The sequence below is a fragment of the Acidovorax sp. genome, from assembly GCF_046339755.1.
GTDB lineage: Bacteria > Pseudomonadota > Gammaproteobacteria > Burkholderiales > Burkholderiaceae_C > Acidovorax.
On record NZ_JBKDTZ010000324.1, the window covers coordinates 1 to 26706 of the forward strand.

The 26706-nt window shown below is 69.1% G+C and carries 23 protein-coding genes and 1 pseudogene; 10 read left to right on the forward strand and 14 right to left on the reverse strand.

What is annotated here, in order from left to right; translation table 11 throughout:
* The 4 genes from ACK59X_RS28655 to ACK59X_RS28670 all read right to left on the reverse strand — a co-directional run.
* The coding region (locus tag ACK59X_RS28655; RefSeq protein WP_409961909.1) for a hypothetical protein at positions 1–790 on the reverse strand (790 nt) is incomplete at its 3' end.
* 330 nt (positions 791–1120) lie between these two features.
* Positions 1121–1402, reverse strand: a complete 282-nt coding sequence (locus ACK59X_RS28660; protein ID WP_409961910.1) for a hypothetical protein — start codon at positions 1400–1402, stop codon at positions 1121–1123.
* The gene (locus ACK59X_RS28665) at positions 1399–2373 is read right to left on the reverse strand and encodes an SDR family NAD(P)-dependent oxidoreductase (protein WP_409961911.1); all 975 of its coding nucleotides are present in this window, start codon (positions 2371–2373) and stop codon (positions 1399–1401) included. The genes ACK59X_RS28660 and ACK59X_RS28665 overlap by 4 nt, the downstream gene beginning before the upstream one ends.
* A gap of 11 nt (positions 2374–2384) precedes the next feature.
* Positions 2385–3143 carry an SDR family NAD(P)-dependent oxidoreductase gene (locus ACK59X_RS28670; protein ID WP_409961912.1) on the reverse strand — a complete coding sequence of 253 codons (759 nt, stop codon included), beginning with the start codon at positions 3141–3143 and terminating at the stop codon, positions 2385–2387.
* A 157-nt stretch (positions 3144–3300) separates the two neighbouring features.
* Between ACK59X_RS28670 and ACK59X_RS28675 the strand changes: the two genes are divergently transcribed.
* Complete coding sequence (locus ACK59X_RS28675) at positions 3301–3900, forward strand: TetR/AcrR family transcriptional regulator (RefSeq protein WP_409961913.1); 600 nt, start codon at positions 3301–3303, stop codon at positions 3898–3900.
* A 6-nt stretch (positions 3901–3906) separates the two neighbouring features.
* On the opposite strand, the gene ACK59X_RS28680 is transcribed toward ACK59X_RS28675, so the two are convergent.
* Positions 3907–4122: a hypothetical protein gene (locus ACK59X_RS28680; protein ID WP_409961914.1), complete on the reverse strand. Its 216-nt coding sequence runs from the start codon at positions 4120–4122 to the stop codon at positions 3907–3909.
* Positions 4123–4241: 119 nt separating this feature from the next.
* Here ACK59X_RS28680 and ACK59X_RS28685 point away from each other — a divergent pair, with 119 nt between their 5' ends.
* The 4 genes and pseudogenes from ACK59X_RS28685 to ACK59X_RS28700 form a co-directional block, all read left to right on the forward strand.
* Entirely contained in the window at positions 4242–4379 is a 138-nt protein-coding gene (locus ACK59X_RS28685; protein ID WP_409961915.1) for a hypothetical protein, read from the forward strand.
* A 231-nt stretch (positions 4380–4610) separates the two neighbouring features.
* Positions 4611–5207 (forward strand): GNAT family N-acetyltransferase, encoded by a 597-nt coding sequence (locus ACK59X_RS28690; protein ID WP_409961916.1) that lies wholly within the window; start codon positions 4611–4613, stop codon positions 5205–5207.
* A 138-nt stretch (positions 5208–5345) separates the two neighbouring features.
* Positions 5346–6155, forward strand: coding sequence for a hypothetical protein (locus tag ACK59X_RS28695; protein ID WP_409961917.1), 810 nt, complete (start codon positions 5346–5348; stop codon positions 6153–6155).
* A gap of 190 nt (positions 6156–6345) precedes the next feature.
* Positions 6346–6642: pseudogene (locus tag ACK59X_RS28700) on the forward strand (diguanylate cyclase domain-containing protein); the annotation flags it as partial.
* A 36-nt stretch (positions 6643–6678) separates the two neighbouring features.
* Here the strand turns inward: ACK59X_RS28700 and ACK59X_RS28705 are convergent.
* Positions 6679–7716: a P1 family peptidase gene (locus ACK59X_RS28705; protein WP_409961918.1), complete on the reverse strand. Its 1038-nt coding sequence runs from the start codon at positions 7714–7716 to the stop codon at positions 6679–6681.
* A gap of 171 nt (positions 7717–7887) precedes the next feature.
* Here ACK59X_RS28705 and ACK59X_RS28710 point away from each other — a divergent pair, with 171 nt between their 5' ends.
* The 4 genes from ACK59X_RS28710 to ACK59X_RS28725 all read left to right on the forward strand — a co-directional run bounded on the left by ACK59X_RS28710 (position 7888) and on the right by ACK59X_RS28725 (position 16599).
* Positions 7888–10521, forward strand: coding sequence for an RCC1 domain-containing protein (locus ACK59X_RS28710; protein ID WP_409961919.1), 2634 nt, complete (start codon positions 7888–7890; stop codon positions 10519–10521).
* A gap of 51 nt (positions 10522–10572) precedes the next feature.
* Positions 10573–11091 (forward strand): hypothetical protein, encoded by a 519-nt coding sequence (locus tag ACK59X_RS28715; RefSeq protein ID WP_409961920.1) that lies wholly within the window; start codon positions 10573–10575, stop codon positions 11089–11091.
* Positions 11092–11169: 78 nt separating this feature from the next.
* Positions 11170–13815 carry an RCC1 domain-containing protein gene (locus ACK59X_RS28720; RefSeq protein WP_409961921.1) on the forward strand — a complete coding sequence of 882 codons (2646 nt, stop codon included), beginning with the start codon at positions 11170–11172 and terminating at the stop codon, positions 13813–13815.
* A 126-nt stretch (positions 13816–13941) separates the two neighbouring features.
* The gene (locus tag ACK59X_RS28725) at positions 13942–16599 is read left to right on the forward strand and encodes an RCC1 domain-containing protein (RefSeq protein ID WP_409961922.1); all 2658 of its coding nucleotides are present in this window, start codon (positions 13942–13944) and stop codon (positions 16597–16599) included.
* A gap of 31 nt (positions 16600–16630) precedes the next feature.
* Here the strand turns inward: ACK59X_RS28725 and ACK59X_RS28730 are convergent, their stop codons facing one another.
* The 8 genes from ACK59X_RS28730 to ACK59X_RS28765 form a co-directional block, all read right to left on the reverse strand.
* Complete coding sequence (locus ACK59X_RS28730) at positions 16631–17722, reverse strand: hypothetical protein (protein WP_409961923.1); 1092 nt, start codon at positions 17720–17722, stop codon at positions 16631–16633.
* Positions 17723–17792: 70 nt separating this feature from the next.
* Positions 17793–18176, reverse strand: a complete 384-nt coding sequence (locus ACK59X_RS28735; RefSeq protein ID WP_409961925.1) for a copper-binding protein — start codon at positions 18174–18176, stop codon at positions 17793–17795.
* On the reverse strand, positions 18173–18676 hold the full coding sequence (locus ACK59X_RS28740; RefSeq protein ID WP_409961927.1) for a DUF411 domain-containing protein: 504 nt from the start codon (positions 18674–18676) through the stop codon (positions 18173–18175). Before ACK59X_RS28740 ends, ACK59X_RS28735 begins: the two co-directional genes overlap by 4 nt.
* A 24-nt stretch (positions 18677–18700) precedes the next feature.
* On the reverse strand, positions 18701–18880 hold the full coding sequence (locus ACK59X_RS28745; RefSeq protein WP_409961929.1) for a plastocyanin/azurin family copper-binding protein: 180 nt from the start codon (positions 18878–18880) through the stop codon (positions 18701–18703).
* A gap of 104 nt (positions 18881–18984) precedes the next feature.
* On the reverse strand, positions 18985–20376 hold the full coding sequence (locus tag ACK59X_RS28750) for a multicopper oxidase family protein (RefSeq protein ID WP_409961931.1): 1392 nt from the start codon (positions 20374–20376) through the stop codon (positions 18985–18987).
* 5 nt (positions 20377–20381) lie between these two features.
* The gene (locus ACK59X_RS28755) at positions 20382–21824 is read right to left on the reverse strand and encodes a TolC family protein (RefSeq protein ID WP_409961933.1); all 1443 of its coding nucleotides are present in this window, start codon (positions 21822–21824) and stop codon (positions 20382–20384) included.
* Positions 21821–22153: a hypothetical protein gene (locus ACK59X_RS28760; protein ID WP_409961935.1), complete on the reverse strand. Its 333-nt coding sequence runs from the start codon at positions 22151–22153 to the stop codon at positions 21821–21823. Before ACK59X_RS28760 ends, ACK59X_RS28755 begins: the two co-directional genes overlap by 4 nt.
* A 231-nt stretch (positions 22154–22384) precedes the next feature.
* Positions 22385–22843: a hypothetical protein gene (locus ACK59X_RS28765; RefSeq protein WP_409961937.1), complete on the reverse strand. Its 459-nt coding sequence runs from the start codon at positions 22841–22843 to the stop codon at positions 22385–22387.
* Positions 22844–23049: 206 nt separating this feature from the next.
* Between ACK59X_RS28765 and ACK59X_RS28770 the strand changes: the two genes are divergently transcribed.
* Complete coding sequence (locus ACK59X_RS28770) at positions 23050–26628, forward strand: EAL domain-containing protein (protein WP_409961939.1); 3579 nt, start codon at positions 23050–23052, stop codon at positions 26626–26628.
* Positions 26629–26706 lie beyond the last annotated feature (78 nt).

A 26706-nucleotide genomic window follows, 5' to 3' on the forward strand; every position in this document is an offset into this window, starting at 1 on the left:
CCACCAGGGTGGTGCCCGCGCCGGAGAAGGCCTTGCCGTCCGCCAGTGCACTGTCGATGGCCAGGGTCGAGCCCCCGGGCACGGCAATGCCGGCCAGCGGTCCGGCTACCGTGGCGGTGCCGGTGACGCCGCCGCTGCTGGTGAAGGTGAAGGTACCGCCCGCTTCGGCTACGCTGATCTGGGTGCCTGCGCCGGTGATCGATGCGATGTCGCCCACGCCCTTGGTCGCGGCGAAGGGCGGGGGCCCGCCGTCACCGCCACCCGATGCCGGCGGCTGGCTCAGCACCAGCTTGGCCGCCTCCACCGAGGCCGGGTCCTGGGTCACCTTGTCCAGCACCTTGGCCAGGGCTGCGAAGTCGGTTTCTGCACGGCCCAGGATCTGGGCGTGGTAATAGGCCACCTGCGCCTTGTTCTCCAGCAACCGGCGCGCTGGGGCGTACTGCGGCGGCAGCGCGGGTGATTCCAGGGCCAGCACGGCTGCAAGGATGATCTGCTGCGGCGACGTGCCCGCGTTGAAAAGGTCCGCTGCCAGGCGATGGAGCCCGGCATCGGACTGCAGGCCCATGCCGGCGAGGAAGTGGGTTGCGAAGGCCTCGCCGCTCATGCCGGCCGGGTACAGCGCCTTGAACTGCGGCAGGCCTGCCAGCGCCGAGGCCGTATCGGAAAGATTGCGGCCCAGGTCCTCGAAGCCCTTTTCCACCACGGGCAGGTAGGCACTGCCTGGGGCAATGCCCAGCATGCTGATGACGAGCTTGATGAGCAGCGCTTGCTCTTGTCTGGCGACGGCCATAGGTTCTCCGCAAATGAGGGGTGGCATGCACCGCGCACCTGCGGAACAACGCGGCGATCATAGGGGCGGCACTGTGCATTGCGCAGCCAGAAAGGCCATATGACGCCATCTTTCGTGCGGAATGAGACACTGCGCCGCTACTGAAAATGCACGTTCACTCCCCAAACCAGCCCACGGGATGGCTGCTGGGAAAACGGCGTGTGCCCAGCGCCTGCCGAGCACCCCCTGCGCACAGGCTGGAACTTGCCGCCTGTGCGTGTTGCTGGAGATGGTTGGGCACTCATTCGCGGCATGCAAGGCGCCGGCCGGCAGCGCATGCATGCTGCCGACCTATTTCACAGCGAGGCCTGTCCCTGCAGGGCCGCTTGGGCGCTGCGCCCTGGCGAGGTTGGCCACCAGCTCCGCCCGCGTCTGGCGCTCCTGCTTCCACGCCGGCTGGCCTGGCGCGATGCGCCACGATGCGCTGAGCGGGCTGTTGTCCACGTTGTCGAAGCCGAATTGGTCGTACAGCCGCTGCACCCACTGCACTGCATCGGGGTGGTCGCTCGACACCGCCAGCGCCAGGCGGCCGGATGTGCCCGCAGGCTGACCCCAGATGCCGAGGGTGGTCATCGGCCCGCCACCAGCGCTTCGCTGGCGTCCCACAGCTGCCGGGCGCGCTCAGCGTCGAGCGCATACGAGCGCACGCTGTCGGCAAACGGGTTGGGCGTGTCGTTGACGGGGGCGACCGCGCAGTCCTCCAGGTAGCGCCCGCCGCTGGCGTCCTTGTCGGCCACCACGGCGGCCCACACCGTTGTGGCGGCGGCCTGTTCGATGGTCTTCAGTTCCCCCGGGGGCAGGCCCGCATCGGCTCGCGCCTTGCCCACGGTTTCCATCAGGCCCTGCAGCTCATCTTGTGAGAAATGGCGCGGCAGGTTGGTGAAGCTGTTGCCCGGCATCACCGAGGCGGCGCGCACGCCGCGCCCACGGTGGCGCCGGTCGAACTCCACTGCAAAGAGGGCATTGGCCGTCTTGGAGCGGCCGTAGGCCACGAACGGGTCGTAGGGCTGGCGCTCGAAGTTCGGGTCGCCGAGGTCCACGTCGGCCACCCGGTGCGCCTGGGACGACAGCACCACCACGCGCCCGCCATCGACGAGAAGCGGCTCGGTGCGGCGCAGCAGCTCGAAATGGCCGAGATGGTTGCTGGCGAACTGCAGCTCCAGGCCGTCGGCCGTGCGGCGGAACGGCGTGGCCATCACGCCGGCGTTGGCGATGAGGGCGTCGAATCTCGCACCGGCGCTCAGCAGCGCGTCGGCACCCGCGCGCACGCTGTGCAGGGATGCCAGGTCCAGTTCCACCCAGGTGAGGCGGTTGCCGCCTTGCAGGGTGCTGGCGGCGGCCTCGGCCCGGGCGATGCCGCGCACCGCGCCGACGACGCTGGCACCGTGGGCCAGCAGCGCCCGCGCCGTTTCCAGGCCGATGCCCGAGGCAGCGCCGGTGATGAGGAAGCGCCGGCCCGTGAGGTCGCGGCCTGCGAGCACGTCATCGGCAGTGGATTGGGCGCCGAACGTCCGGGCCAGGGAGGGGGTTGTGGTGGCTGTCATGTGCGCCCCCTTCAGATCGCCAGTCCGCCCGACACGTCGATCACGCTGCCCGTGATGTAGCCCCCGTTCGGCCCTGCCAGGTGGCAGACCAGCGCGGCTACCTCTTCGAGCGTGGCGATGCGGCGGATGGGGTGCAGGTCCATCAGCGCATCGGGCACGCCGTTGCCCAGTACCTCGGCCGCCATGTCGGTGGGCATGACGCCGGGTTGCACGGTGTTGACCGTGATGTTGCGACCGCCCAGGTCGCGCGCCACGCCCTTGGCATAGCCGGCAATGGCGGCCTTGGTGCCCGCATAGTCGGCCGCACCGGCGAAGGGCACATGCCCGCCGAGCAGCGAGCCGATGAAGACGATGCGCCCTCCGTCTGCCAGCACCGGTGCGGCGGCGCGCGTGGTCGCCACCGTGCCCATGACGTTGACCTGCCACTGGCGGTCCAGGTTCACCGTGTCCAGCGCGGGGTCGTCCACCGTCTTGCCCTGCACGGCAATCGCCGCGTTGTTCACCAGGATGTCGAGCTGGCCCAATTGGGCCAGCACCTTGGCGACCAGCGGCTTGGCGGCTGCCATGTCGGCCTGGTCGCTCTGGATGGCGATGGCCCGCACGCCCTTGGCCTGGAGTTGCGCGACCACCGCCTGCGCCTTGTCGGCCGATGCCACGTAACTGATCGCCACGTCGGCCCCCTGGTCTGCCAGCGCCAGTGCCGTGGCAGCCCCCAGCCCGCGCGAACCGCCCGTGACCAACGCGACCTTGCCTGTCAATGCCTTGCCCATGATGAAAACCTTTCTGTGGATGGATGGGTTCCTGCCCGTGTGGAAGGGCTGGCTGTATTCATAACAATCGTTACTATAACGAATGTTATGAAATTGGACAGCGGAGGTCAAGCGGTTTAATATCGATCGTTATGAAAAAACAGGAAGCGGTCAGCTGATGGGGCGCCACCGCGAATTCGATGTGGAGAAGGCGCTCGATGCGGCGCTGTGCGTCTTCTGGCGCAAGGGCTACGAGGGCGCGTCGTACACCGACCTGGTGGAGGCCACCGGTGTGGAGCGGCCGGCGCTGTACTCGGCTTTCGGCAACAAGGAGGCGCTGTTTCTGCGCGCGCTCGACCGCTACTACGAGCACTACCTGGACTACATCCCCGTGGCCCTGGAGCAGCCCACCGCGCGCGCCGTGGCCGAGTACGTGCTGCGCCACGCCGTGGACCTCAACACCCGCTACCCCGACCACACGGGCTGCCTGGGCATCAACGGCGTGCTGGCGGGGTCGGACGATGCTGAGCCTGTGCGGCGTGCGCTGATCAAGGCGCGCGCAGATGGCGAAACCCTGTTGCGCGAGCGCTTCGAGCAGGCGCAGCGCGACGGCGACCTGCCCGCCAGCGCCAACAGCGCCGCGCTGGCCGCTTATGTGTGCGCCGTGCTGCACGGCATGGCCGTGCAGGCCAAGGCGGGGTTCAGCCGTGAGGTGCTAGACGCCGTGGTGGACCAGGCGCTGGCCGGCTGGCCTGCGCAGCCCGGGGCGGTGGCGTAGGGCAGACTACCGCTGCTGCGCCGCCAGCCGCAATCCCAGCGCAATCAGGATCACGCCCGAGATGCGCGATTGCCAGGCCATGAAGCGCTGGTTGCGCACCAGCCGGTCGCGCATGCGGTAGAGCACGGACACCAGGGCCAGCTCGTACAGTGTGTCCATCACCGCCATGGTGGCGCCCAGGATCAGCATCTGCAGCACCACAGAGCCGCGCGCCGGGTCCACGAACTGGGGCAGGAAGGCCAGGAAGTGCAGCGCACCTTGGGGTTGAGCGTGCCCGCCAGGATGGCCTGCGTGAGCGGTGCCTTGGTGGCGCGTGGAGAAGGGAATGTGGCCGCACTCCCATGGCCTGCCCGCGTGCGCAGCGCCTGGATGCCCAGGTAGATGAGGTAGGCCGCCCCGCGTACTTCACCACCGCGAACGCCAGCGCCGAAGTGGCCAGCAGCGCCGACAGGCCAGTGCCGCGGCTGCAGCGTGCATGAGCGTGCCGATGTTCAGGCCCACGGCCGTGAGCTGGCGGCGACAAAGGCTGCGTAGGAGAGAGGATCGATGGGCAGCATGGTGGTGCGGATGAGTGCGTGCAGCAGTGGAACCCCAAGGGGCTTTGCAGGGCAGGGCACAGTCGCACCTGCGCGGGTGGATTGGGCATTGCGTCGCGCCACTGTCGGTAACGCAAGTTTGTTGCGTTTTTATTGTGAGGTTTGTATAAATCGATGGCGAACGGAGAAGAAAACCTGGGGAACGGGCGGGGCGGGATCCGCATCGTGCAGGTGGCACCGCACCAAGTGCCCGCATGGACCTCCGAGGACCGCAGCTTCGTCGTGGACAGCGAGCTGGTCCTGCAGCTCACGGAGGGCCGCCTTGGCTATGCGGTGGTCCCCGTGCCCCTCTATGTCAAGACCTATGCCGACGGGCCGCACGGCGCAGGGCCGGGAGACAGCGCATCTGACGGTGCGCTGGCCGGTGAGGCGGTGCACAGCTTCGTCGCCTACCTGGACGGCCAGCCCGCGGGTGGGATGGACCTGTCGCGCCACTGGAGCGGCCATGCCTCCATCGACGATGTGCTGGTTGCCCAGGCGTTCCGGCGCAAGGGGGTTGCCCGGGCGCTGGTGGTGCACGCCATCGCCTGGTCGCATGCGCGGCAGCTGGCGGGCGTGGTGCTGGAGACGCAGAACAACAATGTGGCGGCCTGCCGCCTGTACGCCGCCTGCGGGTTCGAGCTCAGGGGCTTCGACGCGGACCTGTACCGGGGCTTGGCGCCGGGCACACGCGAGGTGGCCTTGTTCTGGTACTGGCGCGCGCGGCGCTGATTGTGCGGCCATGGGCATGGGGCCAAGGTCATCGAGGGCGGCTATAGTGCCTGCGCGGCGCCGGGCTTGGCGACGGCGGGGCCTGTGCGTGCTCCAACGAACCACCGGCCAAGGCCCGCCGCGAAAGGAACACCCCCGATGCCCGGATCCCACCTCGACGCCCCGCTGTTCATCAAGGACATCTACGAAACCCAGGTCGATACCGCCATAACTCCGTTCTTCTTCAACGATGGTGGCATGCCGGTCTACCTGACAGAGCCGCCCGAGGGCCTCAAGCCGCTCGTGCCGGCTGCCACCGATCCAGCCCTGGCCGTAGGCAACGAGTACCTGGTGGCCGATGTGCTGGGCGTCAAGCCCACACCGCCCTATGGTGTCGAGACGCAACTGGGCTTTGCGGCCGAGGAGGTGGTGTTCGCACCCCTGTGGGCCACGCGCAGCATCGCGGCGGCGTTCGGCATTACGCTGGTGGAGCCCGGGCAGGCCGTCCAGATCGAGAGCCCGGTGACCGAGCTGCAGCAGGTGGAGTACGAATACGGTGCCTTCGCGGGCCACTGGTCGCCCTACCAGGGCACGGGCAACGCCTTGCTCAGCGTGGTCTGCACCGACCTGGAGCACCATGACTTTCCGCACGTGTTCGCCTCCACCGACCCGACCAAGCCGCTGGTGATCTCGGTGGGCCGCTACTGGCCGGCGCTGGGCAAGATCCGGCTGGCCGACCTGTGGGTGCCGCGCGGCAGTGCGCTCTATGTGCCGCCCAAGCCGGCCAGCAGCGACCCGGCGGCTGTGATCGACCTGCACAACAACCGCAACTCGGCCCGTGCCTGCTGGGGCGACATCCACCAGAACAGCATCACCACGCACACGCTGCTGCGGACGCAGGGGGGATTCTTCTACTGGTACTGGAACGCGGTTGCCACAGTACACAGCCAGCCAGTGGCCGTCCGCTGACACTCGGATACGCATCATCCAGCAGAAAAGCCGAAGAGAGAACGCAGATGGACATGTCCGACGTGAAGGGGCTCGGCGGCGACGACAGCGACGGCGTGGTCTACAAGACCCTGCTGGAATCGACCCGCGCCATCCCCTGGAAGATCGACTGAGCGACGATGAAGTTCGCCTATATCGGGCCGCAGATCGAGCCCTGGAGAACCCGCGCGACCTGGTGGCCCGCTTTGGCGGCGAGGAGTTCATCATCCTGCTGCCCTGCGCCGATGCGAACGCTGCTCTCAAGGTGGCCGAGCGCTGCCAGCGCCTGATCCAGAAGCAGGCCATCGCCCACGCCCAGTCGCCGCACGACCAGTGCGTGACGCTGAGCATCGGCGCGGGCACGGCCACACCGGCCGACTATGCCACCCCGTCGGAGTTCATCGAGGCGGTGGACCGGCAGCTGTATGCGGCCAAGAAGAATGGGCGCAACCGCATCGAAGTGGTGTGAGTGCGCAGCCTGGCTGCTGAACCAGGCCCCTGGCGCTTACTTCAGATCACCTGCACACGGCAGGTGCAAGCCCTCGGCCGTGGTGATCGACCGCGCCGCACGCACGGCGCGCGCCGTGGCAATCGCAGTCGCCTCGGCCGCCATGGTCGACAGCACCATCATCCCCGGGTTCTTGCCCGAGACGCCCGTGCCCAGCGTGAACAAGGTGTCGCCATCGGACATGGTGTGCACCGGGTTGATGCTGCGGGCCAGGCCATCGTGCGCGGCCACGGCCAGGCGGTGAGCCTGGGCCTTGGTGATGGTGGCATCGGTCGCGATCACGCCGATGGTGGTGTTGGTGCCGGCCAGCAGGGGTTTGGGAAGCTCGCCGCGCAGCAGGGCGCGGCGTGTGTCGCGCAGTTGTTTGCCATCGTCGGTGCGGGCGCCGGCGATGATCTGGGCGGTGTCGGGGTCGACTACGTCACCCAAGGCATTGCAGGCGATGAGCGCGCCCACGGTGACGCCATCCACGGTGACCGATGCCGTGCCGATGCCGCCCTTCATCGCATTCTGGATGCCGAAGATCTTGCCCACGGCCGCCCCCGTGCCCGCGCCCACATTGCCCTCGGCCGGGTCGGCGCGCGAGGCGGCCTCGCACGCGGCGTAGCCGGCCGCCGCATCGGGGCGTATGCGCATGTCGCCCACCAGCAGGTCGAACAACACGGCGCTGGGCACCAGCGGCAGGCGGCCCACCACCACGTCGAAGCCGATGCCGCGCTCTTCAAGCCAGCGCACCGCGCCGCTGGCCGCGTCCAGCCCCCACGAGCTGCCGCCCGCCAGCATGATGCCGTGCACTTTTTCCACCAGGTTGGAGGGGTCGAGCAGGTCCGTCTCGCGCGTGCCCGGGGCCGCGCCGCGCACATCCACGCCACCGACTGCGCCGTCGCGCGCCAGGATCACGGTACAACCCGTGGGCCGGCGCGTGTCGGTGAAATGGCCCACCTCGATGCCGGGCACGCGGGTGATGCTGCCGGCGTCGTGGTGGCTAGCGTGGAGGCTGGAAGAGGGGGGGGTAGTTGTCTTTGGGGTCGTCATGCCCTGTGATTATGGGCGGTGCAAAACCGCAGTCGGCCGGTCCGGCAGATCGACTTGTTTCGGCCCCGATGTAACGGTGCGTCTAAGGGCGGTTGAACGTGACGGGTATCACCTCTCTTGCGAAGACGGAGCAGCACAATGGGGCGATAAAACAAGAGAGGAAGGATCACCATGACGACACCCCACTGGCGTCGGGCTTTGGCCTGTCTGCTGCCTGCCCTGCTGGCGGGCCTGGGTTCATCGGGCGCCGTGCAGGCGCAGAGCATTGCCACGGGTTCGCGACATGGGCTGGCGCTGCAGCCCGATGGCAGCGTGCTGGCTTGGGGCGACAACCGGCAGGCGCAGCTGGGCTTTGGCAAGGTTGTGTATTCGGAGGTGGCGGGTGAGATCGCGCTGCCGTCCAGGGCCGTTGCCGTGCGGGCCAGCAGCGCTGGTGTGCTGGTCCTCGATGCCGATGGCAACGTGTGGAGCTGGGGCACCAACCGCAAAGGGCAGTTGGGCGATGGCACGCTTGCGGACCGGAGCACACCGAAGGTCATTTTTCGCGGCGCCACTGCCATCACCAATGGCGACGAATACCTGCCCTCGTTCCTGATCGACAAGGACGGGCAGCCTTGGTGGTGGGGCCCGTTGCCTTCCGGGGAGGACGCAGCGCTGCCACGTCGGGCTGCGCAGGTGCCAGCGCGGCTCACGCGGGTTGAGCAAGGCGGGAAGACCACGATTGCGCTGGATGAGCAAGGCAGGGTGTGGTCCTGGGGCGAGGGAGTGGCTTGCGCGGCCTCGCCCGAATTCACAGGCCCTGTCGCCATGGCGGACCTGACTCCCATCACGGACATTGCCATCGCCGCGAATCCGTCCAGCCGGGCAACTCCTTTGAACCAGTATCCGCAGTTTCCACGGTCGCTGGTGTACGGAATGGACCGTGACGGACGTGTCTGGAAATGGGGGACCGAGCCCGGCTTCCCCAGCCAGCAAAGTTTACCCCCGCCGCCGCAAACCTTTTGCCCGCCCGTGCAGACGCCGCAGAACCTCAGCGGCTTCTTTTACCGGCTGCGGACCCATCCGGATCTGGCGCGCTCCGGGGTGGTTATCCAGCGCACGATTCCAGCCGCATGGAGCACACTGGGGCTGACTGCGGGCGGGGACCTCTGGCAATGGAAAGACGTGATTGAAGGGGAAGCTCCCGGCGTGCGCCTGACTTTGCGACGCGTCGCCACCGATGTGATCGATGCGAGTGGCTATGCCAGCGAGGGGATCTACCTGCGCCCTGGTCTCTTGTACATCACGCGCGATGGCAAGCTCTACGGCATGGGCTCCAATACCAGCGGACACTTGGCCACACCTGCAAGCCAGATCAATGGCCTGTCCAGCCCGGGACGCGTGGCCTTGCCTGCGGGCGCCGCGAGCGTGCATGCGCAGCCTACAGGCAGCTATGCGCTGCTCAACGACGGAAGAATTTTTGCCTGGGGCCTGGGCGCTGCCGTGTTCGACCTGGCCAGGTACTTCGACATGGGGCACTATTCGCAGACGCCCACCCACTTCCCATTGCCTGCACCGGTCGTGAAGCTGGCCGTCGGGTTGGACCAATGGCTTGCGGTGGATGCATCGGGAAGCGTCTGGAGCTCCAACGGCTGGGGCAGTGAAATAAGGCCCGGCAATGCCTACCAGGCGGCCATGGTGAGCCGATCCACCGGCATGCCGCTGGCGAGGGATGCCGCAGTAGGCAGCTATGACTACGGTGCGATCCTCGGAGTCGACGGGTCCGTGTGGACCGTCGGCAGCGGTGCAGGCATTGCCCCGCCCCCACCCGGGATTGGCATGGCGGAGTTCTTTGCCTGGCAGGCGCTTCCTCGCAAGGTGCTGGGCCTGCCGCACTCCATCGTTCAGGTGGCCTCTATCGGAGATGTGAGCGTCAAGGCGTCGTATGCCCTGGACGCCTCGGGCGGAGTGTGGTTCTGGGGTGACCGCACTTTTTATGGAATCGCCGGCCAGGATGGCGCGGCCCTTCCATTCGTCGAGCGCACTGTCAACACCCCCATGCTGCTGCCCCTGGGGCAGAAGGCCACTGCCATCCGCACCCATGACCTGAGCTTCTGCGCGGTCCTGGAAGATGGCTCTGCGCAGTGCGACGGCAAATTCTTCAACGAGCATCTCGGCCAGCAGTTGCGGCTGCATGCGCCGATCAGGGAGCTGTCCATCGGCGCGGATGAGCAGACGCTGGGGTTGGCGCGCGGCAAACGCAGCGGCACGGTGCACCTGCGTCTGGCCGACGGCACAGTCTGGGCCTGGGGGCAGGGCCGTTACGGGCAATTGGGCTCGGGCACCTTTGCCAATGCCGCAGAGCCTGTGCCCGTACTCAACGAGGCCGGCACCGGCGACCTGGATCTGGACCCTGCCACGCCCAACGTGGCCACCGCCAGCCGCCCGCCATTCCGTGTGAAGACCCGCCTGGTGGGCAACCTGCGCACGCTGTCTTTCAGTGCGGACGTGTTCGGCGCTGCAGCGGGCGGTGGCGCGGGCAACGGCACCACCAACCTCTACGCCTTCGCCACCGCCGACCTCGACACCTGGGTGCAGCTGGACGGGCAGGGCCAATGGAGCCTGCTGCGCGCGCCGGTGCCTGCCGCCGCCAGCAACGTGCCGCTTGCCGGCGAAGGCCAGTCGGTGCCGCTGCCCATCCTGCCGCAGTTCGTGGGCACGGGGCTGGCGGGTGTGCGGGTTTTCGTGGGGCAGGGGCGCGATGCGCAGGAGATGCTGCAGGCGCAGCGCTTTCGCGAGGTACTGGAGCTCGCGCCCGAAGACTGAACACACAGCGCTCTCCAGGCACAACGGCCATCCCCTTGTCAGGACCACCGCATGCGACTCCGTGCTCTGCAACCCATCTCCTGCCTGCTGTTGGCGCTGGGCGCCACGGCTGCACCGGCTCAGACCATCGCCACCGGCGCACGCCATGCCCTGGCCGTTGCCGCCGATGGCAGCGTGCTCGCCTGCAAGCGCCCTCCGTTTCGCGTGAAGACGCGCATGGCAGGCAATCTGCGCACGCTTTCGTTCCATGCGGAAGTGTTCGGCAGCCCGGGCCCGGGCTCCGGCAGCGGAGCCACACACCTCTGCGCCTGTGCCACCGCTGGCGTCGGCTCCTGGATGCAGCTGGACGAGCAAGGCCAGTGGAGCCAGCTGGGATCGCCCGTGCCAGCTGCCATGTCCAATGTGCCGTTGGCCGGCGAAGCCCGGTCGGCGGCGCTGCCCATCCTGCCGCAGCTTTCGGGCGTGGGTCTGGCCGGCATGCGGATTTTTGTAGGCCAGGGGCGCGATGCGCAGGAGATGCTGGCCGCCCGGCGCTTTCGCGAGGTGCTGGAGCTGGCGCCCGAAGACTGATGGCCCATCAACCTACCGGCCGAGCAACCGACCAGCCGATTCACGCTACCGCCAAACACCTGTTCCGAGGCCTATTGCATGCACCATCCGCTTCTTCGATCCCTGGCCGGCCTGCTGGCACTGGCATTGGCCGCCACTGCCGCGCAGTCCCAATCCATCGTCACCGGCGCGCGCCATGGCCTGGCGCTGCAGGCCGATGGCACGGTGCTCGCCTGGGGCGACAACCGGCTGGGGCAGTTGGGCCAGGAGCGCACCCTGTATGCCGAGGTGGCGCGAGAGATCCCCCTGCCCGCGAAGGCCGTGGCCGTGCGCACCAGCACCACCAATGCGCTGGTGCTCGACGACCAGGGCAACATCTGGAGCTGGGGCACCAACCGCCGTGGCGAACTCGGTGACGGCACCCGTGCGGACCGACCTACGCCGCAGATCGTGTTCCGCAATGCGGCGCAGATCGTGGTCAACGGCGGGGCGTCGTCCCCCACCTTCGTGCTCGACAGGGATGGGCAGCCCTGGCAATGGGGGCCGCTGCCGGGCGGGGGCGAAGCACTGGCGCCCGTGCAGTCCGCCCAGGTGCCCGCACGGCTGGTGAAGCTGGTGCCTCGGGGGGCCACCGTTGCCGCGCTCGACGACCAGGGCGTGCTGTGGTCCTGGGGCGAGGGCGTGGCCTGCGCCGATTCGCCGGCCAAGACCGGCCCGGTGGCCATGCGCGGCCTGCCGCCCCTCAAGGATTTCGGGCTGTCGTTCGAAAGGCTGCGCGCCTCCAGCCTCTCCGGCGCACCCACCCCTGCGGGAGCTGGCACGCCCCTGTCCCTTGTGCAGGCGGTGGACCGGGACGGCAAGACCTGGAAATGGGGTTCCGAGGCGTACTACGGTTTCATGGGCTATATGCCGGGCGAGATCATCCGCCACTGCCCCCCCGTGCCGACCCCCAATGTCGCTGACTGGACCAGTCCGGTGGCACCGGTCCCCTTGTACGTGCCGCCCGAGCTGGTGCGCGCCGGCGTGGTGATCACGCGGGTACTGGGCATGAACATGGAGCAGGCCGTGGCCTCGAACAACCGCACCACGCTGGGGCTGACGCAGGAGGGGGATCTGTGGCAGTGGCGCAGCCAGGGCCCGGGCGTCAAGTTCAACCGCGAGGCTTCGGACGTGGTGGACGCGGGCAACTATTCCTCCTGGGAGGGCGACGGAACGCTGGGCCTGGTCTACGTGACCAAGGGCGGCAAGGTCTACGCCAAGGGATCCAACATCCACCTGCACCTGGGCATCCCCAGCAGTGGCGTGGATGCCCGGGCCTACTTGCAGAAGGTTCCGCTGCCAGGCCCTGCCGTCAGCGTGCATGCGCACACCAGCGGCAGCTATGCGCTGCTCAAGGACGGCCGGGTGTTCCACTGGGGCTACGGCGCAGCGCCGTACGACCCGTTCGCCGGCATCAACCACTACACCGTGCCGCAGGGGCCTGCGCAACTGGCCATCCCCATGCCCGTAGTGAAGCTGGCGGTGGGGCAGAGCCGCTGGATGGCCCTGGCCGCGGACGGCGAGGTCTGGAGCATCGACCCCACGGCCATCGCCAACGAGTACCGGCTGGTGGACTTCTTCCAGCCCATACGCGTCACGCGCGCCTCGGGCCTGCCGGTCGTCAAGGACATCGTGATGAGCGGATCGGGCGGGAAGGCGGCCATCCTCGGGGTGGACGGAACGCTCTGGAGCGCCGCGGCAGCCGCAGTCGCCTATCCCGACATCAGCACCCGGCCCCTGGTGTTTCTTCCCTTCCAGTTCGGCGGCCTGCCGCCCATCCGGCAGGTGGCAATCGCTGCCGGGCGCTTCGGCGAGGCCCACTTCGCGCTCGACGGGCAGGGACAGGTCTGGTTCCGGGGCAGGGAGTCGTATGGCCTGAGCGGAGCGGTGGATACCGGTACCCCCACGGGCCTGGATGTGCCGGCGCCCTTTGTGCGGCCCCTGCCGGGCAAGGCCGTCTCCGTGCATGCCGGCGGAGGCAGCTTCTGCGCCGTGCTGGAGGATGGCTCGGCCCAGTGTTACGGCAAGATCTTCCGCGAGCACCTGGGCATGCGCTTCACGCTGCATGCGCCGATCCGCGAGGTGTCCATCGGTGCCGATGGCGCGTTGGGCGGCACGGTGCACTTTCGCCTGGCTGGCGGTGCCGTATGGGCCTGGGGCCAGGGCCAGTGGGGGCAGCTCGGGTCCGGCGCCCATGCCCACGCCTTCGACCCCGTGCCGGTGGTCAGCGAATCGGGCTCCAGCGACCTGGACCTGGACCCGGGCACGCCGAACAGTGCCGCCCCGGCGCGGCCCCCGTTCCGCGTGAAGACGCAACTGGTGGGCAACCTGCGTGCGCTGTCCCTGCGTGGCGATGTCTTCGGCAGCGCTGGCACGCCTGCCGGGAGCAATGTCTACGCCATGGCCGTACCTGCGAGCGGCGCCTCGGGCCTCTGGGTGCAGCTCGATGCCCAGGGCCAGTGGGGGCCGCTGCGCTGGCCGGTGCCTGCCGTGGCCAGCAACGTGCAGCTCACCGGCGAGTCCCAGTCGGCTGCGCTGGCCAACATCCTGCAGCAGTTCCCGGCCACAGGGCTTGAGGGCCTGCGCATCTACATCGGCTATGGGCGCGACGTGGAGGAGATGCTGGCCGCACGGCGCCTGCGCGCCGTGCTGGACATCGCGGCGGACCCGTGCCCCGAGAACCTGTGCACCCCGGCCTACCCCTGAGGGCCTGAACTATCCCGCTGGGGTGGGGCGCGGCCGTGCGCTGCCGCATAGGATGCTTGCTTTCCAACGGCGCCGTGGCGTGTGGCATTCGCCCTGGGCCGACAAAGAGAGGAAGGGACTATCACCATGACGACACCACCACCATGGCGTCGGGCGGCGGGCCGCCTGCTGTTGCCCGCGCTGCTGGCAGGCCTGGGCCTGCCCTGTACCGCAGGGGCGCAGACCATTGCCACCGGCGCGCGCCATGGCCTGGCGCTGCAGGCCGATGGCAGCGTGCTGGCCTGGGGCGACAACCGCCTGGCCCAGCTGGGCCAGGGCAAGACGATCTATGCCAGCACGGCGCGCGAGATTCCCCTGCCGGCCAAGGCCACGGCCGTGCGCACCAGCCGGACCAACGCCCTGGTGTTGGACGAAGAAGGCAATGTCTGGAGCTGGGGCACCAATGCCAGGGGGCAGTTGGGGGACGGAACGCGGGCTGACCGGGCCATGCCCCATGTGGTGTTTCGCGGGGCAACATCCATCGCCAACGGGGGCGATGCCGATCCCTCCTTCGTGATCGACAGGGACGGGCAGCCCTGGTGGTGGGGGCCGCTGCCGTCGGGCGTGGATGCCACCGTGCCCGAGCGCTCCGTACAGGTGCCTGCGCGGCTGGTGCGCATCGAACACCAGCAGCGCGCCACCGTGGCGCTCGATGAGCAGGGCGTGATGTGGTCCTGGGGCGAGGGTGCGCCCTGCGCGAGCGGCGCTGCGGTGCCGGTGGCCATGCGCGGCGTGCCGCCCATCGTGGATTTCTTCTTCCAGGCCCAGGGGCCTATCACCCACCTGGGCCCCGGCATGCCAACCTTGGGCCCGGTCTCGCGCGTGATCGCCAAGGATGCCGATGGCCGCCTGTGGGGATGGGGCAGCGATCCCCACCGCATCCCGGACGGACTGCCGTCCGCAGGGCTCACCTACTGCCCGGCCGAGCGTTGGGTACAGGCCTACGATCCCTTCGCCATCCGCGACAGCATCCACCCGGATCTGGAGAAGGCCGGGGTGAAGATTCAGAAAGTGCTGCATGGCGGTGACGGCGCCCTGGGGTGGACGGCGGACGGCGATCTCTGGCGCTGGCGGTATGTGTCCCCGGGCGAGGTTCCGTGGGGCGCGCCCATGGCGATGGAGCGCGTCGCCACCGGCGTGGTCGATGCCAGCAGCAACAACACCGCGGTGGGGGGCGGGCTGCCGGTGCTGATGTACATCACGCGCGACGGCAAGCTCCATGCCATGGGTTCCAACACCAGCCTGCACCTGGCAGTTGCCTCCGATGCGGCCGGTGGGGCCGAATCGATCGCCAGCCCGCGCAAGCTTGCCCTGCCGTCCTCTGCCGTCAGCGTGCACGCGAGCGATGCAGGCAGCCACGCGCTGCTGGCGGACGGACGGATCTTCCGCTGGGGCCTGGGTGCCGTGCAGCACGACAGGCAGGCCAGCTTTCTGGAACGCAGCTATGTGCAGACGCCCACGCACATTCCGCTGGGGGTGCCGGTCATCCGGCTTGCGGCGGCGCAGGGTCAGTGGCTTGCGGTGGATGCGGATGGCAAGGTCTGGAGTTCAGGGGGCTGGGGTACCGATCCCGCCCCCCACAGCCGTCCCATCGTGGTGGGGGACTCCGCTGGCGTGCCGCGTGCGCGCAGCGTGTCTGTGGGGGGCAATGGGCATGGCGCCATCCTGGGTGTGGACGGGTCGGTCTGGACTATCGGCGGTAGCCGCGAAATCTTCCCTCCGTTCCAGGGTTCCGATCTCCATCCGTCCCTGATCGCGTCGTCGGTACCCCGCAAGATGGAGGGGTTGCCGGGCACCATCACGCAGGTGGCAACCGCCGATGGGCGCTATGGTGCCGCGTACGCGCTGGACGCGTCCGGCACCGTGTGGTTCTGGGGTGCGCGGCACATGCACGGGATTTCCGGGCAGGACAGCGCGGCGCTCAACCGGGGCAATTGGCTGGTGCGGACTCCCATCGTGCTGCCGCTGCCGCAAAAGGCGGTCTCCATCCACGCGGGCGATTTCAACGTCTGTGCCGTGCTGCAGGATGGCTCCGCGCAGTGCTACGGCAAGCTGTTCAACGAGCATCGGGGGCGGCGCTTGCAGTTGCATGCGCCCATCGCTGAAGTGTCGATGGGTGTGGATGAGGACCGCCGTGTCCTTGCTCTGGGCGCCCAGCGGGGCGGCACGGTCCACATGCGCCTGGCCGACGGCACGGTGTGGGCCCTTGGCAAGGGCAGCCAGGGGCAACTGGGATCGGGTGCCTACGCCAATGCCCCGGAGCCCATCCCTGTGGTCAGTGAAAGCGGCACCGGCGACCTGGACCTGGACCCCGCCACCCCGAATGTGGCAACGGCCAACCGCCCGCCGTTTCGGGTGAAGACGCTGCTCACGGGCAACCTGCGCAGCCTGTCGTTCACGGGCGACATATTCGGCAACACCGGCACGCCGGCAGGCGCCAATGTGTACGCGCTGGCATCGGCCGGGCCCCTGGGCCAGGGCGTCTGGGTGCAGCGTGATGCGCAGGGCGCCTGGGGCCCGCTGCGCTGGCCGGTACCCGCCGTGGCCAGCCAGGTGCAGCTTGGCAGTGAAGCGCAGTCGGTGCCGCTGAATATCTTGCCACCCCTGGGTGGCACGGGCCTGGAGGGCCTGCGCCTGTTCATCGGCTACGGGCGCGACGTGGAGGAGATGCTGGCCAACAGGCGCTTTCGGGAGGTACTCGAAGTGGCGCCTGAACTGGAGCTGCGCCTGCCGTACTGGAACTGAAAGTCCCTCCCCGGCAGAGCCAGTCGGGCTGTCAATACTGTGTGTAGTGCCCGTAGTGGCCGTTGTAGCTGTTCAGGCTGAGCCGCGGGTTGCGCGCATGGTCGAAGTACAGCTGCAGCAGGTTGCCCAAGGGCGTGGCGCTGTCCAGCACAAGCTCATCGTCGGTCATGGGCTGAAACAGGTCTGCCAGCGCGTAGCGCTCGAACACACTGGCCAGGGCCAGGTCGGTGCCCAGGGGGCGGTTGTCCTTGTCCAGCAGCAGCGAGGGCTTGACCGCCATCTCCTGGTGCATCCAGAACCACAGGCCATCGCTGCCTGTGGCGGGGCCTGGGGTGCTGCCCAGGCGGGTGTGCTCCTCGGGTGCGAGGCCTTTCGGGTCCCAGGCCAGGGCGCCCATGCCGTCACCGACCGTGACGAACACTGCCAGGCTGCGTGCATAACGGTCGCGCACGCCGGGCGGTAGAAAACTGCTCGGGGCATCCTTGCCGGTGCTTGGGTAGCCGAAGTCGCCGTGCATCAGGTCGAGCAGGGTGGTCATGGCGGCCGGGCGCAGAAAGTGCGATCGCCCCAGGCGAATGTCGGAGGTCGCCAGCAACTGTGCCAACGCCGGAGGCAGGGGCGCCCCCAGCCGCTTTTTTAGGGACTGCAAGACGGCCCCGGCCGCCGGTGGGGCGGAGGCCACGATGAGTGGAGCGTCATCGTCCTCAGGGACCGGGATCGCCTGCGCCAGTGCACGCACGCGCTCCGGCCAGGGCTTGCCCTGCTCGTACAGCGGGGCTGACATGCTTGCCAGGTCGCGCAGCTTCCAGGTCCGATCAAAGCGGGTGGCCTTGCCAGCCACGGTCACCGTGCCGCGCAGCTGCAGGCGCTGCACGCCCGCGGGCAAGGCCACGGTGGTGGCCGGCAGGCGGGGCACGCCGGCCTTGGTGGAGCGGTGGTCCAGCTGCCCCACTGCCTTGCCATCGGCCAGCACCTCCGCCACCACGGTGTCCCCGGCTTCCAGCCAGGGGTGGATGCCGGCTTGCACACCCGCCGCAACAGCGGCTATGCCTGGTGTCGATGCCAGCAGGGCGCTGGACAAGGCACTCAACGCAGCCAACAGATTTCGTCGTGTGGCTTCCATGAACCGGATTCCTCTTTCTTTCGTTTCTATCGAAGGGAGATTGTAGGAACACCCACCACACGGCCAAGGCTCAGGGCGTTGCCGGTTCGATGCGCGTCACTACATAGGCTCCCGCCTGCTGCTCGGCCCGAAAACGCACCTTGGCCCCGGTCTTGACCTGCGCGGCCTGGGCCGGGTCGGTGACGCGGAACACCATGGTCATGGGCGGCATGTCCAGATTGCGGATGGGGCCGTGGCGCAGCGTGACCTTGGCGCTGGCCGCGTCCCAGCGCACGACCTCGCCTTCCGTCAACTCCGATGCGGCTGCGGCCGCCTGCGGCGCGGTGGGTGCTGCGTGGCTGCCGTGGTCCTCGCCATGGTCATGGTCGTCGCCTGCCCACGCAACTGCGGCGCTGAAGAGGAATGTGGTGGCGAGCAGGGCGGTGCGCAGTGGGTTGGTGGTGCTGTGGTTCATGTCGATGCTTTCTGTTTTGCGGGGTAGTTCTTGAAAACGCGGGTGCTGCCATTGCGCGCAACCAGCAGTACTGCGTAGCTGTCCTTGCGGCCGCCGTAGGCCGGGCCATCCATGCCGGGCGAGCCGATGGGCATGCCCGGCACGGCCAGGCCCAGGGCGTCGGGCTTTTGCTGCAGCAGGGCGCGCACGTCGCTGGCGGGCACATGGCCTTCGACCAGGTAGCCGCCCACCAGGGCGGTGTGGCACGAGCCCAGCTTGGGCGACAGGCCCAGGCGGGCGCGCACGGCGTTGTTGCCGGTATCGTGCACCTTCACGGCAAAACCGTTGGCCTGCATGTGGTCCACCCAGTCCTGGCAGCAGCCGCAGTTCGGGTCTTTCCAGACCTCGACGGGTGTGGGTGCCGCTGCACCAGCAGACAAAGGCAGTGCGGCGACTGCGAGCACCGGCAGCGTGGCCGTCAGCCAGGCACGGCGGGTGGTGGTGGTCGAAGGGAGGGTCATCGGAGTTCCTTTTTTCATGCGAGGTCAGCCCTTGCGCGGGATGACGTGGATGGTGCCCACCATGCCGGCCTGGTAGTGGCCGGGGATCAGGCAGGCAAAGTCGAAGCGGCCGGGGCGGTTGAATTGCCAGACGAGCTGGCCTTGCTTACTGGCCGCCACATGCGACATATAGGGCTCGTCATGCTCCATGGGTGGCGTTGCCATGGGCCCATGCGGTTCCCGTGCCGGCCAGCAGGGCGGCGGTAGCGACAAGGTGCAGGGCAAGGCGGCGGGATGTGGACAGGATGTTCATGGTCTGCTCCAAAGGCTCAGTGCCGGTGGCCGCCGCTGTGGGCGGCGGGTTTGCGTGCGTTGGCTGCGCCAGGCGCGGTGCCCGGCGGGGTGGTGCGCGGCGGGGTCAGCGTGGCGGCCGGCGCACCCTGCCCTTCATAGGCCTGCGTGCCGGTCGGCTGTGCGTAGTGGCCCGGGTCGCGGGAGTCGCCCGCCGGCTGGTTGGCGCGCACCTTGAAGGTGGTGAACATGCCGCCCATCTCCAGTGGGCCATAGGGGCCGGTGCCGGTCATCATGGGGAAGGTGTTGTCGGGCAGGGGCATCTCCATGGTGCCCATGTCGGCCATGCCGCGCTCGCCCATCCCCATGTAGTCGGGCACGATCTTCTGGATCTTGCCGACCAGGCCTTTGTGGTCCACGCCGATCATGGTGGGGACGTCGTGCCCCATGGCGCCCATGGTGTGATGGCTCTTGTGGCAGTGGAAGGCCCAGTCCCCAGGCTCGTCGGCGATGAGCTCCACCTGGCGCATCTGGCCCACGGCCACGTCGGTGGTCACCTCGGGCCAGCGCGCGCCCTTGGGCACGGGGCCGCCGTCGGTGCCGGTCACCTCGAACTCGTGGCCGTGGATGTGGATGGGGTGGTTGGTCAGGGTGAGGTTGCCCACGCGGATGCGCACGCGCTCGCCCTGGCGCGCCACCAGCGGGCTGATGGCCGGGAAGACGCGGCTGTTCCAGCACCAGATGTTGTGGTCCAGCATGGTGTTGACCTGGGGCGTGCGCGCGCCGGGCTCCACGTCGAAGGCGTTGAGCAGAAAGGCATAGTCGCGCTGCACCCGCGCGATGTGCGGGTGCGCCGCCCTGGGGTGGGTGATCCACAGGCCCATCATGCCCATGGCCATCTGCACCATTTCGTCCGCGTGCGGGTGGTACATGAAAGTGCCGGGGCGGTGTGCCACGAACTCGTAGACGAAGGTCTTGCCCGGCTGGATGGCCGGCTGGTTGAGCCCGCCCACGCCGTCCATGCCATTGGGCAGGCGCTGGCCGTGCCAGTGGATGGTGGTGTGCTCGGGCAGGCGGTTGGTGACGAAGATGCGCACGCGGTCGCCCTCCACCACCTCGATGGTGGGGCCGGGGCTTTGCCCGTTGTAGCCCCACATGTTGACCACAAAGCCCGGCGCGACCTCGCGCACCACGGGCTCGGCCACCAGGTGGAACTCCTTGACCCCGGCGTTCATGCGCCAGGGCGCCGTCCAGCCGTTCAGGGTGACCACGGGGTCATAGGGCCGGCCCGTGGGCGGGTGCAGCGGCGGCGCGGTGTCGGCGCTGGCCTGCAGCACGGGTTCGGGCAGCGCGGCCAGGGCCACGCGGCTGACGGTGGTGGCGGCCATGGCCGTGGCGGCGCCTGCCGTGAAGAAATGGCGTCTTTGCATAGGGATCAGTGGCCTGCTGGGGTGGATGGGGTGGCGCTGCTGGCCGCAAGGCCTTGCAGGGCGCCGGGCGGTGTGCCGGTGAGGGCCAGTTGCAGATCGGTCTCGGCCAGCCAGAAGTCGCGCTGCGCCTCGATGGCCCCGGCCACCGATTGCGTGCTGGCGCGTGCCTCGGCCAGCAGCTCCCACACGCTGGCCAGCATGCCGTTGTAGCGCAGCGTGGTCTCGTCGGTGATGAGCTGGCGCAGCGGTACCACCTCATCGCGCTGCTGGCGCGCCAGGTCGAGCGCGGTGCGGTAGGTGAGCCAGGCGCTGCGAACCTCGCTGCGGGCGCGCACCGCCGTGTCCTGCAAGGTGGCGGCGCTCTGCTCCACACGCAGCTGGGCGCGGGTGCGTGCGGCGCCTCCCCAGTCGAACAGGGGCAGGGGTACATCCAGCTCCCAGCCGCGCGTGGTCTCGCGGTGGCCGCTGTCCTGCTCGGTTGCGGTGTTGCGCTGGTAGGCGATGCCGATGTCGCCGAACACGGCGCCTGCACGCGCCCAGCCCTGCTGGCGCGTCGCGGTGTCGAGCTGGCGGCGCGCGGCCTGCACGTCCAGGCGCTCGCGCAGCGCGGTGGCTTCGATGCCGTCGGCCGGCAGGGCCGTGGCGGGAAGGGCCGGCAATTGCGTGGGCAGGGTGAACTGCTGCACCTGCGGCCCCCAGAGCCCCATGCTGCGCGCCAGTTGCTCGCGCGCGGTGGCGGCGGCCAGGCGGGCGCGGGCACGCTGGGCATTGGCTTCCTGCAGCACGGCCTGCTCGCGCGCCTGCTGCAGGCGGCTGAAGTTGCCGACCCGGGCCATGCGCCGGGCCAGTTCGGCTCCGGCCTCGGCGGCCTCCACCATGCGCTCATGCGCCGCGGCCACCTGCTCGGCGGCCACCGCGCGCAGCCAGGCGCGACGGGTGTCGGCGGCATGGGCCACCACCTCCTGCGCGGCCTGCACGGTGGCGACCTGCAATTGCTCGGCCTGGCGCGCGCTGCGCCAGGGCAGGGTGACCAGGTCCAGCAGGCTGAAGGCCAGGCTGCGCTCGATCTCGCGCTCATGGCTGTTGGTGAGCCGGGCAATGGAGAACTGCGGGTTGGGCAGGGTGAGGGTCTGCACGCGTTCGGCATCGGCCACGCCCAGCGCCGCCAGGCGGGCCTGCAGGCCGGGGTGGTTGAGCAGGGCGGTGCGCACGGCGGCCTCCTGCGTGAGCGGCTGGGCCAGCCAGCCGGCGATGGCCTGGCGCGCCTGCTCGCGCGCGACCGGGTCGGCGGCGGGCAGGGCGGCATCGGCCACTCCAGTCAAACCGATACGAGGCTGTGCCAGGGCCTGCACATCGCCGCGCAGGCCATCGGGCGCAACGCTGGCGCAGCCAGCAAGAGCGCTCGCCAGGGCCAGCGCCGCCAGGCGGGGAAGCGGCTGCGGGCTCATGGCTTGTGCCCCTGGTGGTGTTGCGGCTGGGCGGTTGCCGCGGAGCTGCCCTGGCTGGCCTCCCAACGCACGATGTCGGCATGGCCGCGCGGAAAAGCTGCCACGGCCTGGTGGGCGGCGCGCCACTCGGTCGGCAGCACATCGGCGTCTGGCAGCGGTGGCATGGGTGAAAGGGTGCGGTGAGCCACGGGGGCATGGTCTGCAGCGGGGGCGGCAGCAGGGGCCAGGCCGGCAGTGGCCTGCGGCTCGGCCCCGGCCATGGCGGGCAGCCACAGGACCAGGGCGTTCAGCCAGGGCCGGCGAAGAACGAAGGCAAAGAGGTCGCGCATGTGCGGTCTCCAGAAGGGTAGATGGAACGGCGCCATGGCCTGCGGTGTGCTCGTCGTGCGCGTGCAGGCTGGGCGGGTGCGGGCGGGCGCAGGGCGAGGGCCGTTCAGGGGGCGGTCAGGCGCCATGCACGCTTGGCGCCACAGCAAGGGCGCGCCAGGCGCACCTTTGTGGGCGAAAAAGGGGTGGCAGGCGCGCTCTCACAGGCCTGAACAGGCCCTGCGCAGGCAGCTTCAGGCGATGGGGGGCTTGATGGCCAGCGCGGCGGTGGCGCTGTCGAAAGGCGTGGCGGCAGCAGCGGCGGCGCTGGCCGCCGGCGGCAGGGGCGCGGCCGGCAATGCCGGTGGCTCCATCAGTGCGGTGTGGCAGATTTCGCAGGCTGTGCAGTTGGCGTGCTGGTTGTGCGTGGCGCAGCCGTTGCTGGCAGCCGCGCTGCCATCGCAGGCCAGGGGGGCTGCATGGGCCGTGGCATCGGCACCACCATGGGCGGCGCCGTGCAGGCTGCCGTGGTCCGCCTGGGTTGCGGCTCCAGGGTGGTCGTGCTGCCCATGGTGGTCCGCCACCTGGGCCTGCACCGTGGCCGCCGGTGCATGGTGCTGCATGGGCACCATGCTTGCTGCCATGGCGGTGCCCACCAGGCCCCGAAGGACCAGCAACCCCATCAGCAAATAGAGCAGAAAGCCGCGACGCATGGTGCAATGATAAGACCTTGGCACCGCAAGTTCCGCAAGTTCCGCAAGTTCCGCAAGGGCTCAGTTTGTCGCATGGATTGCGGGCAAGCCTGCCGCCAGCGCTGATCCAGGGTTAAGATGTTTCCAGATGTTAGTATGGTTGCGAGCCTCGCCGGGGACCATGCGTCCGGCAGGCCCAAAAACCACGTCCTTACGCGAAAGGCCCCATGCGTGCTTTGCCGCAGTTGGCTACGGGCTCCCTGTCTGCCAGGATCCGGCTGCTGATCCTGGTGGCCACGCTGCCTGCGCTGGCATTGGTGGCCTACCAGGCGCAGGCCAGCCGCGAGGAGTCGGTGGCTGCGGCGCGCGCGAGTGCGCTGCTCCTGACCCGTACCCTGGCCTCCAGCCAGCAGAGCCTGATCGACTCCACCCGCACCTTTTTGCAGCAGCTGGCCGCAACCCGCCGGGCGCAGCAGCTCGATGCCCCCGACTGTTCGCAGTACCTGGCCGAGGTGCTGGCGCTCAACGCCACCTACGTGAACATCGGCCTGCCGCGCGCCGACGGGGACCTGCGCTGCAGTGCCGTGCCGGCCCGGGTGCCGGTGAACCTGACCGACCAGCCCCACTTCCTGCGGGCCATCGTGGCGCGCGAGTTCTCCGTGGGCAGCTTCCAGGTGGACCCGGCGGTGGGCGTGGCCAGCGTGAGTTTTGCGCAACCGCTGATCGACCCCGACACCCGCGCCGTGCTGGGCGCGGCCGTGGCCGTGGTGTCGCTCGACTGGTGGAGCCGCCGCCTGCATGAGCTGGGCCTGCCCGATGGTGCCGTGGCCCGCGTGATCGGCCCCGATGGCCGGGTGCTCGCGCGTTATCCGCCCGAGCCGGAGGAGCTGGGCACCCAGCCCGACCTGCCCGTGCCGGGGGCTGGCGCCCAGGCCTTGCAGGGCGGCGCCAGCCTGCTGGAGACCGAGGACGGTGCCCGCTACATCGAGGTGGTGCGGCCCCTGCTCGAATCCCAGGGCAGGCCGGTGGCCAGCATGCGCCTGTCGGTGCCGCTCGATGCGCTGTATGCCCGCATCGCACGGCAGATGTGGCGTGATATCGGCTTTCTGCTGCTGGGGTTGCTGGCCTCGTTCGTGCTGGCACACGAAGGCGTGCGCCGCGGCGTGGGCAAGCCGCTGGCACGGCTGCTGCGGGCCACCGACCAACTCGCCCAGGGCCAGCAGGTGGCTGCGGTGCCCGAGACGGGGTTTCGCGAGCTGGCCCAACTGGCCCAGCGCTTCAACCACATGGCCCAGGCCCGCCAGCAGGCCGAAGGCGAGCTGCGCCAGAGCGAGGAAAACCTGGCCATCACCCTGGACTCCATCGGTGATGCGGTGGTGGTCACCGATGCCGCGGGGCAGGTGGTGCGCATGAATGGCGTGGCCGAGCAGATGACCGGCTGGCCGCTGCGCGAGGCGCGGGGCCGGCCGCTCACGGACATCTTTCGCATCGTCAACGCGCGCACCCGCGAGCCATCGAAAGACCCGGTACAACTGGTCATGGCCAGCGGCCTGGTGGTGGAGCTGTCCAACCACACCACGCTGATTGCCCGCGGCGGCACTGAATACCAGATTGCCGACAGCGCGGCCCCGATCCGCAATGCCGCAGGCGGGATCACCGGGGTGGTGCTGGTGTTCAGCGATGTCACCGAGTCGTACCGCGTGCGCCGCCAGCTCGAAGACAACGAGGCGCGCTTTCGCACGCTCACCATGCTGTCATCGGACTGGTACTGGGAGCAGGACGCGCAGCTGCGCTTCGTGACACTGGAGGGCGTGGCTGCAGCGCGCAACCTGCCGGGCCCGCAGTGGCATGTGGGCAAGACCCGCCACGAGGTGGCCACCGACGACGGCGGCGCGGTGGCTGCGTCCGAGGGCATCGCGGTCGACTGGGCGCAGCATGAACAGACCTTGCGCGAGCACCGCGAGTTCCGTGATTTCGAGTACCCGCGCCGGTCCACCTCAGGGGCGGTGGAGTGGGTCTCGGTCAGCGGCACGCCGATGTTCGATGCGGACGGTGCCTTCGTGGGCTACCGAGGCATCGGCAACAACATCACAGCGCGCAAGAACGCCGAGCGGGAGCTGCGCATCGCCGCCATCGCCTTCGAATCGCAGGAGGGCATGCTGGTCACCGATGCCGACACCGTGATCCTGCGCACCAACCGCGCCTTCACCAAGATCACCGGCTACGACAGCGCCGACGCCGTGGGCCGGCGCGCCAGCTTTCTCGCCTCGGGCCAGCACGACGCGGCCTTCTTCACCGGCCTGCGCCGGACCCTGGACAGTGTGGGCGAGTGGAGCGGCGAGATCTGGAACCGCTGCAAGGACGGGCGGGTGAGCCTGCACCAGATGAGCATCACGGCGGTCCAGGACGGCGAGGGGCGGCTCACACACTACGTGGCCTCGCTGAGCGACATCACGCAGAAGGCGGCCGCAGCCAGGGAGATCGAGCACCTGGCCTTCTACGACCCGCTCACCCTGCTGCCCAACCGCCGCCTGATGATGGACCGGCTGCAGCAGGCCTTTGCCAGCAGCGCCCGCTCGGGCCAGTACGGTGCGCTGCTGTGCCTGGACCTGGACCACTTCAAGAACCTCAACGACACCCTGGGCCACGACATGGGCGACGTGCTGCTGCAGCAGGTCGCCCAGCGCCTGAAGGCCTGCGTGCGCGAAGGCGACACCGTGGCGCGCCTGGGCGGCGACGAGTTCCTGCTGCTGCTCAAGGGCATGAGCAGCGAGCCCACCGAAGCCGCCGAGCACACCCAGACCGTGGGCAACAAGGTGCTGGCCGCGCTGAACCAGCCCTACCAGCTGGCGCTTCACCATGTGCACAGCACGCCCAGCATTGGCGCCGTGCTGTTCAGCGGGCAGGCGCAGCAGTCGGTGGACGAGCTCATGAAGCGCGCCGACTTGGCCATGTACGCGGCCAAGACCGCCGGGCGCAACGCCGTGCGCTTTTTCGACCCGCGCATGCAGGCCGCGGTGACGGCCCGCGCCGCGATGGAAAACGACCTGCGCACCGCCCTGGCCGAGGACCAGTTCCGACTGCACTACCAGGTGCAGGTGGGGCAGGGCGGCCAGGCCATCGGGGCCGAGGTGCTGATCCGCTGGCAGCACCCCGGGCGCGGCCTGGTCATGCCCGGTGAATTCATCCCGCTGGCCGAAGAGACCGGGCAGATCCTCGGCATCGGCCTGTGGGTGCTGCGCACTGCCTGCCGGCAGTTGCGCCAATGGCAGGACGACCCCGCGCGCAGCCACCTGCAGCTGGCCGTGAACGTGAGCGCACGACAGTTCCGCCAGGGCGACTTCGTGGACCAGGTGTGTGCCGTGCTCAGCGAAACCGGCGCCCGCGCCGACCGCCTCAAGCTGGAGCTGACCGAGAGCATGGCGCTGGACAATGTGGAGCACACCATCGCTCGCATGAACGCGCTGCGCGCACTGGGCATGGGCTTCTCGATGGACGATTTCGGCACCGGCCAGTCCTCGCTGTCCTACCTCACGCGGCTGCCGCTGGACCAGCTCAAGATCGACCAGAGCTTCGTGCGCAACATCGGCCTGCAGGAGACCGACGCGCTCATCGTGCAGACCATCATCGGCATGGCCCAGAGCCTGGGCATCGGCGTCATCGCCGAGGGCGTGGAGACCGCGGCCCAGCGCGAATTCCTGGCGCAGCACGGCTGCACGCAGTGGCAAGGCTACCTGTTCAGCCGGCCCGTGCCGCTGGAAAATTTTGAGCAGTTGATGGCGCAGCGCTATGCTGCCAAGGGGTAGCGTGAGGTCCGCCCGCTCGCCTGCCTGTCCTGTGCGTGGCTCACATCCCCAAGCATGCTTGGCACGGAAGATGCTGAT